Genomic DNA, 18373 nt, shown 5'->3' with positions numbered 1-18373 from the left:
GGGCTTCCGGTAGGATAGCCGCCATGCGGTTACCCAGGCAGTTTTTCCATCTCCTTCTCCTTTTTCTTTCCGCGGCCCTTCCCTCTCCGGCGGATTCTTCCACCCACCCTTTTCTGGACAAGAGCCGCCCCATTTGCTGGAACCGCCTGACCCCGGACAGGCTGGAACCGGACATCCGGGAAGCGATGCGCCTCACCCGGTCCGCCGTGGAAGAGATCAGCCGTCTCCAACCGGAGGAAATGACGTATGAAAACACGTTCGGCGCCCTGGAATGCAGCAATGACCTCCTCATGGAAGGCATGCGCAAGGCCTATGTCCTGAAAAGCCTGTGCGACAGCGCGGAACTGCGCAAGGCCATGGATTCGGTTGCGCCCCGCGTGTCCGCCTTCCTTTCCTCCGTCACGAAGGACCAGGCCCTGTGGAACGTCCTGAAAATCGCTGAGGAACGCCTGCGGCAGACCAATCCGGGCCCGGAACAGAAACGGTACATGGAGCTGACCATGCAGAGCTTCCGGGACAACGGGGCGGACCTGCCGCCGGACAAGCGCGCGCGGCTTGAGGTAATTGACAGGGAATTGACTCTCGCCTCACAGCGTTTCAACAATCTGTACATGGACGCGCGGAAGTCCTGGACCTGGACGGTGCGGGACGCCGCCTTTCTGGAAGGGATAGACAACAACGCTCTTCAACAGGCGCGGGAGGAGTTCCAGTCACGCAGCCCAGGCCATTCCGGCCCGGGCTGGACGTTTACGCTGGATTCCGCGGCTTCCGCCCGGGTGATGGAGAAGGCGCACCGCGAAGAATGCCGGAAGGATTTATGGGAACATCTCCAGACCGTCGCCACGGGAGCATGCGATACGGAACCCGTCATCCGGGAGATTCTTTCCCTGCGCCGTGAAAAGGCGCATTTGTGCGGGTATGGAACGTATCCGGATTACGCCCTGCGGGAGAGCATGGCGGGAAACGGGGAAAACGCCATGAAGTTCGTGAATGAGCTGCTGGACAAGGTAAAAGCCCCCTTTTTCCGTGAAATGGAAGCGCTGCGCCGACTCAAGGCCCGTCTCACGAGACAGGAAAACGCCCGTCTGAATCCCTGGGACGTGGCGTATTACACCAGCCTCCAGGCAAAGGAACAGTTCCGGCTGGACCAGGAGGAACTGCGCCGTTACTTCCCCCTTCCCCGCGTGCTGGACGGCCTGTTTTCCCTGGCGGAGCAGTTATACGGCATCCGCGTGGCGGAGGTTCCGGCAGGGGAAGGCGCAGGAGCCGTGGGGACCTGGCATCCGGACGTGCGCTTTTTCACCATTGAGGACGTCAGGGGCAACCGCCTGGGATCCTTTTACCTGGACCTCTTTTCCCGCAAAAGCAAAAGGGCCGGAGCATGGATGAACGCGCTGGACACGGGGAGCCCGGCCACGCGGGAAAACCCGGGCAAGCCCCGCCTGGGCATGGTCTGCCTGAACCTTCATCCCTCCGCAGAAGGAGCCGCGGTGCTTCTTTCACATCAGGAGACCAGGATTCTGTTCCATGAATTCGGCCATTTGCTGCACCTGATGTTCACCCGGGTTTCCACCCCCTCCCTGGCGGGGACCAGCGTGCCGCGGGATTTTGTGGAGGTTCCCTCCCAGTTCATGGAGAACTGGTGCTGGCATCCGGACGTGCTGAAAAGCTTCGCGCGCCATGAAAAAACGGGGCTCCCCATTCCGGAGGAAATGCTGCGCTCCCTGGACGCTTCCCGCGGCAATACGCCCGCCCTCGCCCTGGCCGGGCAGCTCCTGTACGCAAAAATGGACCTGGCCGTGCACACGGACCCGGAACGCTTCGCCGCCGGCCCCCTGGACGAGGTGGACGCCGCCGTAGCCGGAGACATGGATTATTTCAAGGATTTCAAACGAACCGGCAAGCTGCGCACGGCGCGCCATTTGTTTTCCTCCCCGGCGGGTTATGCCTCCTTTTACTTCGCCTACCGCTGGGCGGAAGTTCTGGACAAGGACATTTTCGAAGCTTTTGAACGGGCCGGAGGACCGGACAGGGAAACCGCCCGGAAATTCCGTAAGGCCATTCTGGAAAAGGGATATACGGTCCCGCCCATGCAGCAGTTCATGGATTTCATGGGCAGAAAACCACGCATGGACGCCATGCTCCGCAAGAGGCGGCTGGCCTCCTGAACGAAGGCGCGGAGAGGAGCGCCGTTCCGCCTCCGCAGAGGAGCATGGAGGAGTCAACATATTATACATTTGTTTAATTAAATTATCCCTTCAATATGCAAAGGTTACGGATATTTCACAAGAATCAGAACACATCTTTGCGTTGACTTTATGAGAAAAAGAAGCAAAATTTGCTCGCTCTGCCGCATCTTCCGGCACCAGCTTGCAACCAACCGCATCCATTTATGTACAACAAGCCTTTGACGATTGCCGCCACAACTCTGCTCCTGTGCTCTCCGGTGATGATTTTAACTTCCTGTGAAGGGAAAAAGGATTCAGCAGGCCAGATGCCGGCGCTCGTTCCCGAAGTGCAGGTGACCAAGCTGGTAACCAGGGACGTTCCCATCAGGCAGGAGTGGGTGGGCACCCTGCGCGGTACGGAAGATGCTGAAATCCGCTCCCAGGTGACGGGATACCTTCTTTCCAAGGATTACAAGGACGGCGCCTATGTGAAGAAAGGCCAAGTGCTTTTCCAGATTGATCCCCGCCCGTTCCAGGCAACGCTGGACCAGGCCCAGGGGCGCCTGGAACAGTATGAAGCCACGCTGAAGAAATACAAGCTGGACGTGGAACGCTACACGCCGCTGGTAAAGACCGGCTCCGTCAGCCGCAAGCAGCTGGATGACGCCCTGCAGCAGGTCCAGGAAACGGAGGCTGCCATCGCCACGGCAAAGGCCCAGGTGGACGAAGCGAAAATCAATCTTAAATTCACCACCATCACGGCCCCCATTTCCGGTCTGGCGGGCCTGGCAACTCCTTCCATCGGCAACCTGCTGACGCCCTCCAGCCCCAATCCGCTGACCACCATTTCCGCCATTGACCCCATCCGCGTGGACTTCTCCGTGAGTGAACAGGACTTCCTGAACTCCATGGACAGCAACCTGGCCAAGGAGAAGCACCTCAAGTTTGACGTCATTCTGGCCAACGGCACGGAATTCCCCATGCAGGGCGAACCCGTAGCCATTGACAGAAACGTGGACGCCCAGACCGGCACGATCAACATCGTGGGCCATATTCCCAATCCGAACCTGACGCTCCGTCCCGGCATGTTCGTCCGCGTCCGCGCCACGGTGAAGACTTTGGAAAACGCCACGCTGGTTCCCCCGCGCGCCATCCTCTCCGCCCAGAGCGCCAAATTCATCATTTATCTGGATGACAAGAACGTTCCCCACATGCAGGTGGTGAACCTCGGGCCCGTGGTGGACGGCATGCAGGTGATCAACATCGTTCCCATGCCGCACTCCTCCTTCACGAAGGACAGCCCCATCGTAGTGGAAGGAATCATGCAGGCGGCCAAGCTCCAGGGACAGTCCCCCGTGAAGCCCCTGCCCTACAAGCCTGTCGTTTCCCAGCCCGTCATGCCTTCCGTAGGAGCGCAGTCCTTTGAAAAGGCCAAGACGCCCGAAGGCATGAAGCACGACGAAGCCCAGCCCGCCGCCAAATAATCCCCCCCTCTCCTGGGAGCCCTCCCCTCCCCGCCTTTCCCGCGCACTCTCATGATTTAATACCATGTCCAGCTTCTTCATCAAACACCCGACCATCGCCATCGTCATCTCGATCGTGATGATCCTGCTCGGCGGACTGTCCCTGATGGGGCTCCCCATTGAGCAGTACCCGAACATCGTCCCGCCCACCATCAAGATGCAGGCGACCTATCCGGGCGCCAATGCGGAGACGGTGGCCAACTCCGTGGCCTCCCCCATTGAGCAATCCATTTCCGGCGTCGTGGGGATGGACTACATGACTTCCACCAACGCCAACAACGGCATCTGCTCCCTGAGCATCGTCTTTGAAGTGGGCACGGACCCCAACATGGACCAGACGCTGGCCTACATGCGCTACGGGCAGGCCACCGCCCAGATCCCTGCGGAAGTCTCCCAGATGGGCATCACCATCACCCAGTCCACGGGCAGCCCGCTGGCCGTAATCAACCTGTATTCCCCGGATGACAGCCTGAACGCCATCTTCCTGAGCAACTATGCGTACGTGAGCCTGGTGGACCCCGTGAAGCGCGTTCCCGGCGTGGGCGACGTGCAGGTGTTCGGCGCAGGACGCTACGCCATGCGCATCTGGCTGGACACCACCAAGATGGCCGCCCAGAACATCTCCGTGGGAGAAGTCCAGTCCGCCATCCGGGCGCAGAACACCGTGATTCCCGGCGGCCAGATCGGCGCGGAACCGGCCCCTCCCGGAACGGAATTCACGTACAGCATCCAGACCAAGGGCCGCCTCCAGACTGCGGAGGAATTCGGCAACATCATCATCCGTGCGGACGGGAACAAGCTCCTTTACCTGAAAGACATCGCCAAGGTGGAACTGGGTTCCCAGACCTACAACGTATCCAGTAAATACAACGGCAGGGATTCAGGCGCCATCGCCGTGTATGCCGCCCCCGGCTCCAACGCCATCAATACGGTGGACGCCCTGGTGAAGCTTTTTGAAGACCGCGCCCGCAGCTTCCCCGCCGGGATGGAGTACAACGTGACGCTGGACACCACGCTGGCCGTGCGCGCCTCCATTGAGGAAATCGAGCACACGCTGGTGGAAGCCCTCCTGCTGGTGGTGCTGGTGGTGTTCGTCTTCCTCCAGGGCTGGCGCGCCACGCTGATTCCGGCCATTGCCGTGCCGGTCTCCATCATCGCCACCTTCGCGCTGTTCCCGCTCCTGGGCTTCACCCTGAATACCATCTGTTTGATGGGCATGGTGCTGGCCATCGGCCTGGTGGTGGATGACGCCATCGTGGTGGTGGAAGCCGTTGAATCCCACATGGAACGCGGGCTGACTCCGCGCCAGGCGGCCTTCGCCGCCATGGAGGAAGTGTCCGGCCCCGTCATCGCCATCGCCCTGGTGCTGGCGGCGGTGTTCCTTCCCTCCCTGCTGCTGCCGGGCATTACGGGCACGCTGTTCCAGCAGTTTGCCGTGACCATCGCCATTTCCATGCTGATTTCCGCGTTCAACGCGCTAACGCTGTCCCCGGCCCTCTCCGCCATCCTGCTCAAGCCCAAGGACCCGAACAAGGGCGGCCCGCTGAAATTCTTCTACCGCATTTTCAACCGCGGTTATGACGCTACGGCCAGCGGCTACACCAAGGTGTGCCACTTCCTGACCCGCAAGCTCATCATCTCCATTCCCCTGCTGGCCCTGATCGCGTACGCCATCCTGCCCGTAGCCAAGCAGATTCCCAACGGCTTCCTGCCGGACGAAGACCAGGGTTACCTGTTCTCCGCCCTGATCATGCCGGAAGCCCGCTCCCTCCAGCTGACAACGGCCGCCGCGGACAAGGTTTCAGACCTCATCCGCCAGAACCCGAACGTGAAGGACGTGATCGCCATTTCCGGCTTCAGCCTGCTGACCGGGGTGCAGAGCACGAACAACGCCTTCTTCTTCGTCATGCTGAAGCCCTGGGAGGAACGCCCCAATCCGGACCAGAGCGCCAAGGCGGTCACCGCCCAGCTCAACGCCCTGCTGAGCACCAAGGTTCCGGAAGGCATCCCCATGTGCTTCCAGCCCCCGGCCATTGCAGGGGTGGGCTCCGCCAACGGCGTCACCTTCATGCTGGAAGACCGCGACGGCAAGGGCACGGAATACCTGGCGGAACAAACGGACATCTTTGTCAAGGAAGCAAGCAAGCTCCCGATATTCGACCCGCAGAAGAACGGCGGCGTGCGCAGCGTGATGTCCTTTGCCGTGGAGCAGAAGGACGTGCGGCTGGATGAAGAAAAGTGCGCCACGCTGGGCGTCAGCATCAGTGAGGCCAACAGCCTGCTCCAGGCCTACATGGGCTCCCTGTTCATCAACTACATCACCCTGTACGGCCAGCAATGGCAGGTGTACATCCAGGCGCAGGGCAGCGACCGCACCGGAACGGACATGCTCAAGAACTTCTATGTGAAGAATGACTCGGGCAGTTCCGTCCCCCTCTCCACCCTCGTGAAGATCACGGACATCAAGGGTCCGGAATTCCTGCTGCGCCAGAACCTGTACAACTCCTCCAAGCTCATGGTCACCCCGGCCCAGGGCTACTCCAACTCCCAGGCCATGGAAGCGCTGGAACAGACCTTTGAGGCCAGCATGCCCACGGACATGGGCTACAGCTACGCAGACATGAGCTATCAGGAACAAAAGATCCAGAACGGCATCGGCATCGTGCAGATCTTCCTGCTCTCCTCCGTCTTCGTCTTCCTGATCCTGGCGGCCCTGTATGAACGGTGGTCCCTGCCGCTCAGCATCTTCATGACGGTGCCCATCGCGGCCCTGGGCGCTTTCCTGGGCCTGTACTGGTTCGGGTATGAACTGAACCTGTACGCGCAGATCGGCCTGGTGATGCTCATCGGCCTGGCGGCCAAGAACGCCATCCTGATCGTGGAATTCGCCGTCATTGAAATGGAACGCGGCAAGACGCTGATGGAAGCCACGCTCTCCGCGGCCAGAATCCGTCTGCGCCCCATCCTGATGACCTCCTTCGCCTTCATCCTGGGCTGCGTTCCGCTGGCCCTGGCCTCCGGTTCCGGCGCCTACTCCCGCAACATCATCGGTATTGTGGTGATTGCCGGGATGACGATGGCGACGGTAGTGGGCGTCTTCCTGATCCCGTGCTCCTTCTACTTCATCATGAAGCTTTTCCGTGTCCGCATCGCCCGGAAGACGGTGGAAACGGAGGATCCGGATGAAATCATCGCCCGGAAGCACCTCTTCCATGAAGCCCATGAATCACTGAAAGGGTAAAAACCGCCCTTGAAACCATTTAAAAACAGACAAAACGCCATTATGCGACCGAACCAATACATCACACGCGCCATCCTGCTGGGCACGGCCATCACGGCTTCCTCCTGCATGATGGGTCCCGACTTCAAGCCGGTGGACATGCCCATGCCCACGGCGTTCAGAGGAGCCTCCGCGGCCACGGAGTCCATTGCGGACCTGCCCTGGTGGAAAGTTTTCAAGAACAAGGATCTCCAGGACCTCCTGACGGATACCTACCAAAACAACCGTGACCTGAAGGCCACCATGGCGCGCGTGGAAAAGGCCCGCCAGTACATCACCATCACGGAAGCCCCGCTCTTCCCGTGGGCGGATTATTCCGGCTCCCTCAGCAAGGGCTCCAACTACACCAGCGGCAACGTGGTCCAAACCTCCGCCGTTGGCAATACCTTGACGCCCGGATCCATTGACGCCGGCATCTCCTGGGAGCTGGACATCTGGGGCAAGACGCGCCGGATGACGGAAGCGGCCCGCGCAGACTACCTCGCTTCCGAAGAAGGCCAGCGCGCGCTCATGCTCTCCCTGCTCCGCCAGGTGGCTGACTCCTACCTCCAGCTCCTCCAGCTGGACGAACAGCTTGCCATTGTGCAGAAATCCGTGGAATCCTATTCCGAAAGCCTCCGCCTGTTCGACGAACAGCTTGAAGGCCAGGTGGGCGACAGGCTCCAGGTAGCCTCCGCCAAGGCCGCCCTGGCTTCCTCCCAGGCACAGATTCCCGCCATCCAGGTGCAGATCGCCAATCTGGAAAACGCGGTCTCCGTCCTGGCCGGACGCGCTCCCGGCCGCATCCGCCGTTCCGGCAGCACCCGTGACATCGCCTACAACGTGAAGGTTCCCGCCGGCATTCCGGCCTACATCCTTTCCAGAAGGCCCGACGTCCGCCAGAGCGAATACCAGTTGCGCGCGGCCAACGCGGAAGTGGGCGTAGCCATTGCCAACTATTTCCCAACCATTTCCCTGACGGCGGCCGGCGGCCTGGCCTCCGCAGACCTGCGCCACGTGCAGGGGCGCCGCGGCGGCTGGGGCTTTGGAACCAACCTGACCGGCCCCCTCTTCCAGGCGGGCAAACTGACGGCTTCCGAAAAGGCTGCCAAGGCCGAATTCCTGGCAGCCAGCAACGACTATGAACAGACGGTGCTGAACGCCCTGGCGGAAGTCTCCAGCACGCTCATCCAGCGGGCCAAGCTGCGCAATATCACCTCCATCCAGTCAGAGGCCGTGGAAGCCTACCAAACAGCGGTGAAGCTCTCCTTTGAGCGCTACCGCACGGGCCTTTCCAACTACATTGAAGTGCTGTACGCCCAGCAGAACCTGTACCCTGCGCAGATTCAGCTTTCCCAGTACTACTATCAGCACGCCAGCACGCTGGTTTCCCTGTACACGGCCCTGGGCGGCGGCTGGAACATGAGCCACAAGGCTATCATGGATGGCCCGCCCAAGCGATAAAAAACGCTCCTCCCTTAAAATCGGGAGTTTCCTTGACTGTTTTTTTCATTCCCCGGCAAGTACAAGCTTGCCGGGGAATTTGCTCTCCGGCGGAGCGGAAAACAGACGCGCCGCCTTCCCAGTCCCTGGCAGGCCGGGCATCCGCGGTCTTCCCGCTTCCGGCAGAAGGGATTGATGAGTCCGGAGCGGGACGATCAATGGATTATCCACTGTTTTCGCCGCTTCACGGATTGCCGGGCATCGCATCTCCTGCCCACCTCCTTTTTTTCCCTTTCCCCGGCTCGGGTTCCGCGGGGACGGAAGCAGTTTTGGAATTGATTTGGAACCAATTCATTTACAATCAAGATGGCGTAAAAGAATTGCATCGTCTTTTTCAGGAATTAATTATCCACGATTTTTCTATTCCATAATTACGGGCAACTCCATACTGCTCCTGCTCTTACAGCTGATTTCAAGCGCCTGGGCGGATTCCTAATCCGTCAACAATTAAAAATATTAACGGTAAATGTATTGTTTGTCATAAAATATTGATATTCATCATAATTTAAAAGATCTGGTCTTTTCAGGACAATTCCTTTTCCCATGATTCTCTAGCCTTTATCCATGCTTGCATTGGATGGGTCCACAAGCGGATTAGGAATCCGATAAAAAACGGACGTTCTCTTGCGCGGGAACATTTCTCCAATCCGTACAGCAATCAATATGAAGACCACATACCTGACCCTCCTGGCCGCCGTTCTGGGAGGTAGTCTATCCTTCGCCGCTTCCATCAATGGAATGGATTCCTCTTATTCAAAGGGTTACACCATTTATGACGGAAACAACGGAGACACCCTGAATGTTTCCTCTCCCTCCGTACCCGTGCATACCGGCTCCGGAGCCACTCCATGGACCATGGCCCTGACCATTTCCGACCTGGGCACCACCTCGGGGACGGATGTAGGCCTGCTGTTTACCTATAATACCACATCCAATTATAAGAACCTGGAGGGGATGGGCTACCGGCTGACGGAGTCGGGAGATCTCACTCTGTGCGCAGGCGGCTTTAACTACAACGGAGGCACGGCAGGCACCTCCCCCTGGAAAACGCAAACGCTTTCCGGCTATTCCGCAGGACAGGCTCTCACCCTGTTTTACACATACAATGACGGGAATGTCACTATTTCCGCCATGCTGGGGGACGATACGTCCACCCTGACCACTCTGGCCTCCCTGAACGGCTCCGGGGTCAAATTCGGCAGCGTCACCATGAACCAGCTCAATTTTTCCGCCAAGGACGGTTCCGGAAACACCTGGACTCCTCCGGACGGCGTCACCGGGGAATATACCCTGAACAATTTTGACCTGTACCTGGGAGCACTGACAGAAGACCAGATGAAGGAATACGCCTTGAGCGCCGTTCCGGAGCCGGCCGCGGCCTCCCTCGGCCTGCTGGGCCTGGGCATCCTGCTGGTACGCCGCCGGAGAGCCTAGTCTCTTCCAGCCACGGCCATCCCTGTCCATTCAGGGATGGCCGTTTTATTCACTTTTTTCAAACATCCGTTTCATTCCCCTGCTCCCCTTGATGAAAACCAGGCTCCCTCTCTCCCTCCTGGCCGCCCTGCTGGCGGCTTTCCCCTCCGCCATCGCCGCCCCTGCGGGCACGGACCTGGGCAACGTCATGTACGTAGGCGATTCCATCACCCACGGCATGAACAGCGGCACTTACCGCTGGGCCCTCCATAAAATATTTGCGGACAACGGCATTTCCTACCATGCGGAAGGCGTGAATTCCGGAGGCGTCACCGCGGGAACCTCCTACGGCGGCCAGGTTTTCAACAACGAACATTCCTCCCAGGCAAGCGCAAGGGCCTGGGAAATATCCGGCAGGAAAACCGGAAGCAGGTTTGACGGCTCCAACATCTCCAACTGGCTGGGGCTTTCCGATGCCAAAGCAAACGGAGCAGCCTACCAGGGCCCGACCTTCACGGGAACGGACACGCCGGATACCTTTTTCGTGATGATCGGCACCAACGACCTTCTCTCCGACGGCGACAATTCCACCCTGGACAGCCGTCTTGATTCAGTCACCCGGGATCTTCTGGCAGACATGGACGCCATCGTAGACACCATGCACGCCGCCAACGGCAGCGCGAACGTCATCGTTCTAACCATTCCCTGCTGGACCCAGCATTCCAATGGCAATTCGGACGCCACCCACCAGGCGGTGGAAACCTATAACGCCTCCCTGAATTCCTGGGGGCAGTCCAGGCAGGGCGTCACGGTCATCGACGTCAACAGAGGGATCATCGACGTGGCTTCCTCCAAGCCGTTTTACGGGGTGCGGTCCATGTTCAATAATCCCGCGGCGGACGGACTCCACCCCAACGCCCAGGGAGACCTGCTCATGGCTGGCAACATCGCCAAAGCCATGGGCTATGCGGGCCGCTCTGCCGGACAACTGCGCCGGGACGCCGGGGAAATGGCCGTCAACTTCCACCAGGGCGCAGGAGCGCCCGCATGGAACGGAGTGCAGAACCTGGCGGATGCGGGCTTTTCCGTATCCAACATTGGCGTGAACGCGGAAGGCATCAGCCTGGGACAGGCGGGGACAAGTTCCATTTCCCGGACATGGACGGAGGGAACGGCCCTGAAAAACGGCTTTACCTTTGATTTTAACCTGGTCCTGGGAGACGGGGCGGCAAACGGCTGGAATCTCTCGGACCAGTTCAGCGTCAGCCTGGGGAACGGCTCTTTTTACGGCACGCTCAACATTAACGAGGCCTATATCAAATGGGGGGATACCATCCTGTATTCCCTGGACATGTCCGCCAATACGGAAAACCTGCGCATGGCGTACGTCACGGGCAATGAGCAGGAAGGCCTGAAAGGCGGCTATTACGTCTGGCTGGGGGACATGCTGATCGGGGAAGCGCTTTCCGTCACCTCCGGTTCCGGCAGCAACGGCGTCATCATCCAGTATGACGGCAGCGGAAACGCCATCCTGAAAGACCTGTCCATGGATGGTACAGGATCGTATGCCCCACCCACTTCCGGGCTGGTCAATGAAGAGAACGCCTTTATTTCCGCCGGAGCGGACTCCGGGGGCTCGTCAGGCACTCCGGAGGGCAACATCGCGTGGCCGGAAACTGGCTTCACGCATTCCGCCGCCAACCAGAATTGCTCCGGCGTCTTCGATGCCCGCGCCCAGGCGGACGCCTCCTCCGGGAGGCTGGGAAACTCCGTGAACGTCACCATCACTTCCGGAAACGCCACGCATGTGTATGCCAGCACCGGCAATTATACGGGGGACGTCTGGCTGACCATCGCCAAGGAAGGGCAGGCCTCCGCCTGGTACGGGGCCCATGGAAATTCCGGAACGCTGAACGGGAATGCCGCCCTGCGCTTTACGGACGCCGCCACGGGCGGAAGCACCGTCTTCGGCGCCGTGAACGCCTCCGGCGTGACCGGAAACGTTTATCTGGAATTCTCCGCGGAAAACGCCTCCTTCGGCACCTTCACCAGCAATAGCGCCTCCTCCGTGGTCGGATCCTATGCTACGGATATCAAGGGGAACGTGGACATCGTGATTAACTCCGGCTCTTTTTCCAGCCAAATCATGGGCGGCATTTACGCGAATGCCAACAACGGCACGACCAGCATCGGGGGAGCCACGCACGTTTACGTCAACGGAGGCTCCATTAACGGAGACGTGATGGGGGGAGGCCTGGCAGGCTCCATTTCCGGCGGTTCCAACGCCACCGTCACGGGCGGAGTCATCGCCGGCTCCGTTTACGGCGCAGGCAAGGGAGGCTCCATCCGGGAGGGAAGCGCGGTACGCGTTACAGGGGGCACCATCAAGGGAGATGTGTATGCGGGAGGCTCCGGCGGCACCGTTCAGGGAAATACGTCCGTCACCGTGGCCGGAAACTCCGCCACGCTTCACAACGGGAAGTCCTGGAGCAGTATCTCCGGGGGCGGTTCCGGCGGCGCCGTCAACGGCAGCTCCATCGTGCGCATCCAGGATCTTTCCTCCGGGACGGCGGCCTACGGTTTTGACAAGTATGCCGGAACCATCAGCGGCGGCACGAATGTGAGCGGCGGCAGAAGCCTGGTGCTGGACCATGTGACCGTGGAGCATTTCCAGGCTTCCCTGAGCGATTTCACCCATGTTTCCGCCGTCAACCAGACCCGCACCACGCTGGATTCCCTGGGAGGAGCGCTCACCGTAACCATTGAAGCCGGAAGCGGACTCGTCCTGAACGGAGTTTCAGACATGACCACGCTCATTCTTGGGGAACACGCCTCCCTGACTCTTCAGGGACTTACCGCGGACAAAGTCATCGTGGACATTACGGGCACCAGCCACTACACGCTTTCCCTGACGGAGATTCCCGCCAATCTGGACAACATCAAATTCCTGAACGGCGGCATTCTGTATGATGCGGCCATGTCCACGGACCTCCAGGCCAATTCCGCCATGGTCTTCGCCCAGGCGCCGGAGCCGGGGAGCGCTTCCCTGGGTCTGGCCGGACTGGCCGCCCTGCTGTGGCGCAGGCGCAGAAAAATCTTCCATTAACGGCCCTTTGTTTTCTTCAGGCCCTGATGGACGAAAGAAGCCCCCGCAGGCGTATGCCGCGGGGGCTTCCCATGGAAGGAAACGAAAGAGGAGGCGTATTGCTACGCCCGCCGGGCGCTTCATGGAAGCGCAAGGCTTCAGGCTCCCCTGTTTTTAAACAGCTCCAGCGCAAGCTGGGACCAGGTTTCCAGCTTCTCAAACATCTCCCCGGACAGTTCCTCCGGGGCCACGAAACGGAGATTGGCCAGCGCGGCTTCATTCGCGCGCACCCGGTCCGTATCCAGCTCAAACAGATGGACGATGCCCAGATGCACGGCTCCCACGTCATTGGAATCGTCATTGATCACGCCTAGCACCCGCTGGGTGCAGCTCCCGTCAATAACCAGTTCCTCGCGGATTTCACGCTCCACCCCGGCCAGATAGGTGGAAACATCGTCATGGCCGGACTGGCGGTCCACCGGATTGATATGGCCGCCGATGCCGATGGAGCCCTTGTCATGCAGCCGGGCCTCACCGCCGGAGCCGCCGCGCGTGTAATGCAGGATGCGGCCCTGGTGGCAGAAAATGGCATAGGCGATGATCTGCTTGTGGGAGGGGTCGTTTTCCGCCGCCTCCCGGTCCATGAAGGAGGAGACCCCCGGCTTCATGAACGCATTCAGATAATGATCCCCGCCTTCCCGGTGTCCCTGGAAATAACCCGCTTCTTCAAACGTGGCGCGGGGAACCACCAGAACCTGTTCTCCATTGTAACGTGACATGGAGACACCCTACCCGTTTTGACCCCGCGCTCAACAAAAAAGGCGCGGAAACGGCAAATTTGAGCCCCTTCCGGAACGGCCCCGAACGGCTTTCCGCCTCAGGAAATATCCCGGACTTCCACGCCGTGGTTCCGGAACCGGCGCATGATGCTTTCCAATTGATCCGTGCTCATGAGCTTGAGCGGCAACCACAGCACCAGCTTCTTGCCGAACAGGAACAGCAGGGCGTGGCGCGTCTTGCACAGGGTAGTGAAGCGGTCGTAGGGGATATTCATGGGCTCGACGTCCTTGCTGGAGAAAGTCATGTAATCCTCATGGAAGACGTAATCCTTTTCCTGATGGTACATGGGCACCTTCTTGTTCGCGGCCAGGGCGGCCTTCGCCAGAAAGGGAACATAGAACCAGGACAGGATGATCGCCATCAGCGCCCCGGCCAGGGACAGCCACGCGAATATGGGCAGCGGGCGCAGGGAGAAGGAGTACAGCGTCATCAGCACAAAAAAGGCGGTGATGGCCAGATCCAGCGGTTTCTTCCACTTGGGGCGCACCGTATTGTACCACATCACCAGCACCTGGGTCGCCAGGCGGTCGGAAGGCACGGGCTTGACGAGTTTGATGACCTCTGAATCCTGCATCATGGCGGCAGGGTAGCTTCATTCCCGCGGAAGAGAAAGCCTAAAAACAGGCCGTTCCGCCGCGTTTGTGTCAAAAAAGCCGCGCCGGAAAGGCGCGGGGGTCCTTTTTGTCCGCCCCAATTCACAGGGAAAGCCTCCTTCCCCGTACGCAGGCCAGAATTTCCTTGATAATCATGGTTCCCTTCATAGAATTAAAAGCCAAAAGCCTTTAGCAGACCCGGTGGCAGACAATCTTCAAATTCACGTACGCACGTTCCAGCCCGCAACCACTCAGGAACAGGCTCTGGAAACCTTGACGGATTCCATGGCGGAAGTCCTTGACGAACGTCAGCTAAGGCACATCAAGAATGCGGTCCTTCTGCGCGAGGAAACGCAAACCACCTATCTGGACCACGGCCTGGCCGTCCCCCACGGGCGCACCAGCGCGCTGGACTCCATGCAAGTCACCGTAGGCATCAGTCCGGAAGGCGTCCTCTGGCCGGATGACGCACGCAATGCCCACCTCATCGTGATGCTGGGCGTTCCCACCGCCATGGTGACCGGCTACCTGACCACCATGCAGAAGCTGCTGCGGTGGCATAAAAACGCTCCCCTGGGCCCCAACGGGGAATGGACGGGAGACGAAGCCAGCCTGCTGGCGTCCCTTCAACACGCCCTGCAATGACGGACAAGAAGAACCAGCCTGCGGCGAAGACGCACATTTCCTGGTCATGGCTGCGCATGGCGCTGAGCCTGCGTGAAAAGGTCAAGCTGGGTGACAAGCAAGTCATCTTCATCTGGGCAGTCGTCGTCGGCGCGCTGGGCGCCCTGACGGCCCTTGTTTTTGAAATGGGGGTGGAACTGGTGCAGGACGTCCTGACGGGACGCACCAGCTACAAGCAAATCCAGGTCTTTCAGGAAATGGCCAGCCAGGACTGGGCCTGGTGCATCTTCGTTCCGGCGGCGGGCGGCCTGCTGGCCGGCCTCACCCTTCTCTTCACCCATCGCTTTGTCCCGGCCAAGGCCACGGAATACATGGAAGCCGTGGCGCTGGGCAACGGCTATGTGCCGCCCAAGCCCAGCCTGCTGCGCTCCCTGTCCGCCGTTTTCTCCGTAGGTTCCGGCGCCTCCATCGGCCGTGAAGGCCCGCTGGTGCAGGCCGCCGCCGTGGTGGGGTCCGCCCTGGGCCGCTTCTTCCATCTCTCCGCCCCGCGCCTGCGCCTGGTGGTTGCCTGCGCCGCCGCCTCCGGCATGTCCTCCGCCTTCCATACGCCCCTGGCCGGCGGCCTGTTCGTGAGTGAAATCGTGCTGGGCGCGCTGACCATTGACTTTCTCGCCCCCCTGCTGGTGGCGAGCTGCGCCGGATACTTCACCATGGGCCTGTTCCATGAACCGGCCCCCATCTACCAGCTCCAGCAGGAAGTGTCCCTGACGGGCAACCAGCATGTGCTCTGGTGCGTTCTGCTGGGCGCGCTGGCCTCCCTGGTCGCCAGCTTCTGGCTCCTGATCCTCAAAAAATCGCGCCAGTACCTGAACGGGAAGCGCCAGTGGCTTCCCGTGCGCCTGATGGCCGCAGGGATGCTGGTGGGCGTCATCGCCATCTTTTACCCGGAAATCGTGGGGAACGGCAAAAACATCATCACCTCCCTCATTCATTATGAATTTGACGCCACGAGGGCCGGCATCCTGCTATTCCTGAAAATCTTCACCGTCGCCATCGTCTTCGGCGTGGGTACGGTGGGGGGCGCCCTGACGCCCAGCCTGACCATCGGGAGCGTCTGCGGCTTCCTGTTCAGCGCGGCGCTCACCCAGCTCGGAGTTCCGGGGGACCATGCCATCGCCTATTCCCTGGTGGGCATGGCCGCCTTCTTCACCACGGCGGCCAACGCCCCCATCACCTCCCTGGTGCTGGTAGTGGAATTCACCATGGCCGGGCACATGATGTTCCCCCTGATCATCGGCGTTCTGGTCTCCTACGGCATGGCGAGGCTCACCAAGGCCCAGTCCATGTACCATGATTCCCTGGCCTTCGGACCCAGAAGCACCTTTGACAAGCCCCTGGCCCAGGTGCAGCTCCAGGACGTGGCGCGCAAGGACCCGCCCGTGGTCCACCCGCTGGATAAATTCGGCACGATTGCCTCCATGCTCATCAAGAACCCGGCGCAGCCCATCTTCGTCACCTCCCCGGCGGGCAAATACCTGGGCAGCGTGGTAGCGGAAGATGTGGCGGCCTTCGCCCGCAACAAGGAACTGGCCCAGGCCGTCCTGGCCATGGACGTGCTGCGCAGCGACATGCCCACGCTTCCCGCGGACATGCACCTTCCGGAAGCTCTGGGCATCTTCTCGCGCCCCCACTGCTCGGAATCCCTGGCGCTGGTGAACCCGAACAACGATCTGCTGCTGGGAGTGGTCAACAAGACGGACCTTTACCTGGTTCTCTCCGAAATCATGCGGCGGGAAAAGCTGCAATAGGAGAGGCGTTTTCCGGGCCGCGCCCTGGTTCCGGGAAGACCCGCGGGAAGCGCACCAGGCCCCAGGGGCTCTTAAAAAATACACGGACAAAGGCAACCCTCTCCGTTAATTCAAAGGAAGCCTTCTCTTTTCTCTTCGTCCGCTGGCTCCCTTTTTCTTTTCCGTCGCCGCATTGGCATGCGGCGCTCCCGACGGAATTCAGGGAATAAAACACCGCGGCCTTCTCCGGCGCCTCATTCCTCCGCAAACCTTTCATGAAAAAAGACGGGGAAACGCCGGCATGGCTGCGCCGCTGCCATCCGGGCAAAGGGCTTCCCGGTCTTTCCCGGCAGCATCCTGTCCGGCGTTCACCGGAGGCGGGCTCCCCCTTTCCGGAAACACGGACCCGCTTAAAAACGCATTTTTTCCACCCTCTTTTTTCGCAATAGGGGTCAGGTTAAAAATAACAACAAACTTGCATTTTTGACCTCATCCGGTATGCTTCCGGCATGAGCCGTACCCTGAGAATAGAATACCCTGGAGCGGTCTATCACGTGCAGAGCGAGGGCAACCGCGGAGACGCCATTTACCTGGATGACGAAGACAGGGAGACCTTTCTGCGCACTTTCCAGGAGGCGGCCCGCAGAAGCGGCTGGACCGTGTACGCCTATGCCCTGATGGCCAACCACTACCACATTCTCTTCCAGACCGCGCGCGCGAACCTGGTGGACGGCATGAAATGGCTCCAGACTGCCTACACCCAGCGTTTCAACGCGCGCCACCGCATGCGGGGCCACCTGTTTGCGGGCAGGTACCACGCCATGGTGGTGGAAGCGGAAAACGCCCACTATTTTTCCACCATCATCGACTATATCCATCTGAATCCGGCGCGGTCCGGCCTGGCACGCCGCCACACGTTCCTTTCCGGCTGCAAATGGACCAGCCTGCCCGCATGGCTGGACGCGCCCGCCAAAAGGCCCAAGTGGATTCATCCGGAGCGCGGCCTCGTCTGCTTTGGCTGCGACGACACGGACGACGGCCGCCAGAAATACCTCAACCACCTGATGGGCCGCTTTGAAGCGGAACGCATGGACGAACGCTCCCTGCTCCCCGCCGGCCATGTGGGCCCCGGCACCGTCCAGCGGGGCTGGTGCTACGGCTCCAGCGCCTTTCGCGCCAGGCTGGTGGGCGAACTTCCCCGGCTGGCGCGCAGAAAGCCCGTCACGACGGGCATGCGCGCCTCGGAAATAGGGGAATACCAGGCGGAGATCATTGTGAAAAACGGCCTGAAGGCGTTCGGGCTCTCGGAGGAGGACTTGCTCGTCACGCCCTACAGCCATCCGTCCAAGCTCATCATTGCCCTGGCCGTCCGGCAAAGCACGCTGGTTCCGTACGCCTGGATCAGCAACCGCCTGCACATGGGCATTCCCAAATCCATGGGCACCCTGCTCCACCGGGCCAAGAAGATGGCGGAAACAGACTTGAAGACGCGGGCATGGATCGAACGCCTGACCGCCTGATTTTTCCCTGCGGGAGCGTCCAAAAGAAGCTTCTCCCGGCCCGTCACATGGAAAAATC

Annotated in this window: 12 protein-coding genes; 10 read left to right on the top strand and 2 right to left on the bottom strand. The window is 60.2% G+C overall.

Annotated elements, in window-relative coordinates:
* Positions 1-23: 23 nt before the first annotated feature.
* The 7 genes from M8N44_RS03750 (at position 24) to M8N44_RS03720 (ending at position 12972) form a co-directional block, all read left to right on the top strand.
* The gene (locus tag M8N44_RS03750; protein WP_180975186.1) at positions 24-2168 is read left to right on the top strand and encodes a M3 family metallopeptidase; all 2145 of its coding nucleotides are present in this window, start codon (positions 24-26) and stop codon (positions 2166-2168) included.
* Positions 2169-2392: 224 nt separating this feature from the next.
* The gene (locus M8N44_RS03745) at positions 2393-3652 is read left to right on the top strand and encodes an efflux RND transporter periplasmic adaptor subunit (protein WP_102722257.1); all 1260 of its coding nucleotides are present in this window, start codon (positions 2393-2395) and stop codon (positions 3650-3652) included.
* Between the two features lie 64 nt (positions 3653-3716).
* Positions 3717-6932 carry an efflux RND transporter permease subunit gene (locus M8N44_RS03740; RefSeq protein ID WP_022397992.1) on the top strand — a complete coding sequence of 1072 codons (3216 nt, stop codon included), beginning with the start codon at positions 3717-3719 and terminating at the stop codon, positions 6930-6932.
* 42 nt (positions 6933-6974) lie between these two features.
* Positions 6975-8414 (top strand): efflux transporter outer membrane subunit, encoded by a 1440-nt coding sequence (locus M8N44_RS03735; protein ID WP_102722256.1) that lies wholly within the window; start codon positions 6975-6977, stop codon positions 8412-8414.
* A 32-nt stretch (positions 8415-8446) separates the two neighbouring features.
* Positions 8447-8824: a hypothetical protein gene (locus M8N44_RS03730; protein WP_146021123.1), complete on the top strand. Its 378-nt coding sequence runs from the start codon at positions 8447-8449 to the stop codon at positions 8822-8824.
* 292 nt (positions 8825-9116) lie between these two features.
* On the top strand, positions 9117-9887 hold the full coding sequence (locus tag M8N44_RS03725; protein ID WP_102728426.1) for a PEP-CTERM sorting domain-containing protein: 771 nt from the start codon (positions 9117-9119) through the stop codon (positions 9885-9887).
* A 91-nt stretch (positions 9888-9978) separates the two neighbouring features.
* Complete coding sequence (locus tag M8N44_RS03720; protein ID WP_102728425.1) at positions 9979-12972, top strand: GDSL-type esterase/lipase family protein; 2994 nt, start codon at positions 9979-9981, stop codon at positions 12970-12972.
* Positions 12973-13109: 137 nt separating this feature from the next.
* Here M8N44_RS03720 and M8N44_RS03715 read toward each other — a convergent pair whose 3' ends face one another.
* Positions 13110-13730, bottom strand: coding sequence for a hypothetical protein (locus M8N44_RS03715; RefSeq protein WP_022397996.1), 621 nt, complete (start codon positions 13728-13730; stop codon positions 13110-13112).
* Positions 13731-13828: 98 nt separating this feature from the next.
* On the bottom strand, positions 13829-14368 hold the full coding sequence (locus M8N44_RS03710; RefSeq protein WP_022397997.1) for a YcxB family protein: 540 nt from the start codon (positions 14366-14368) through the stop codon (positions 13829-13831).
* A gap of 217 nt (positions 14369-14585) precedes the next feature.
* Between M8N44_RS03710 and M8N44_RS03705 the strand changes: the two genes are divergently transcribed.
* The 3 genes from M8N44_RS03705 (at position 14586) to M8N44_RS03695 (ending at position 18315) form a co-directional block, all read left to right on the top strand.
* Entirely contained in the window at positions 14586-15029 is a 444-nt protein-coding gene (locus M8N44_RS03705; protein WP_180971054.1) for a PTS sugar transporter subunit IIA, read from the top strand.
* On the top strand, positions 15026-16816 hold the full coding sequence (locus tag M8N44_RS03700; protein ID WP_180975185.1) for a chloride channel protein: 1791 nt from the start codon (positions 15026-15028) through the stop codon (positions 16814-16816). Before M8N44_RS03705 ends, M8N44_RS03700 begins: the two co-directional genes overlap by 4 nt.
* 488 nt (positions 16817-17304) lie before the next feature.
* The gene (locus M8N44_RS03695; RefSeq protein ID WP_102722250.1) at positions 17305-18315 is read left to right on the top strand and encodes a transposase; all 1011 of its coding nucleotides are present in this window, start codon (positions 17305-17307) and stop codon (positions 18313-18315) included.
* Positions 18316-18373 lie beyond the last annotated feature (58 nt).

It is taken from the genome of Akkermansia massiliensis, from assembly GCF_023516715.1.
GTDB classification, from domain to species: domain Bacteria; phylum Verrucomicrobiota; class Verrucomicrobiia; order Verrucomicrobiales; family Akkermansiaceae; genus Akkermansia; species Akkermansia massiliensis.
The sequence above is the reverse complement of the archived record's forward strand: the minus strand, read 5'-3'. Positions and strand labels throughout refer to the sequence as shown.

Coding starts and splice junctions, on each gene's coding strand:
- M8N44_RS03750 (WP_180975186.1), top strand. CDS start 24: ATGCGGTTACCCAGGCAGTTTTTCCATCTCCTTCTCCTTTTTCTTTCC.
- M8N44_RS03745 (WP_102722257.1), top strand. CDS start 2,393: ATGTACAACAAGCCTTTGACGATTGCCGCCACAACTCTGCTCCTGTGC.
- M8N44_RS03740 (WP_022397992.1), top strand. CDS start 3,717: ATGTCCAGCTTCTTCATCAAACACCCGACCATCGCCATCGTCATCTCG.
- M8N44_RS03735 (WP_102722256.1), top strand. CDS start 6,975: ATGCGACCGAACCAATACATCACACGCGCCATCCTGCTGGGCACGGCC.
- M8N44_RS03725 (WP_102728426.1), top strand. CDS start 9,117: ATGAAGACCACATACCTGACCCTCCTGGCCGCCGTTCTGGGAGGTAGT.
- M8N44_RS03720 (WP_102728425.1), top strand. CDS start 9,979: ATGAAAACCAGGCTCCCTCTCTCCCTCCTGGCCGCCCTGCTGGCGGCT.
- M8N44_RS03715 (WP_022397996.1), bottom strand. CDS start 13,730: ATGTCACGTTACAATGGAGAACAGGTTCTGGTGGTTCCCCGCGCCACG.
- M8N44_RS03710 (WP_022397997.1), bottom strand. CDS start 14,368: ATGATGCAGGATTCAGAGGTCATCAAACTCGTCAAGCCCGTGCCTTCC.
- M8N44_RS03700 (WP_180975185.1), top strand. CDS start 15,026: ATGACGGACAAGAAGAACCAGCCTGCGGCGAAGACGCACATTTCCTGG.
- M8N44_RS03695 (WP_102722250.1), top strand. CDS start 17,305: ATGAGCCGTACCCTGAGAATAGAATACCCTGGAGCGGTCTATCACGTG.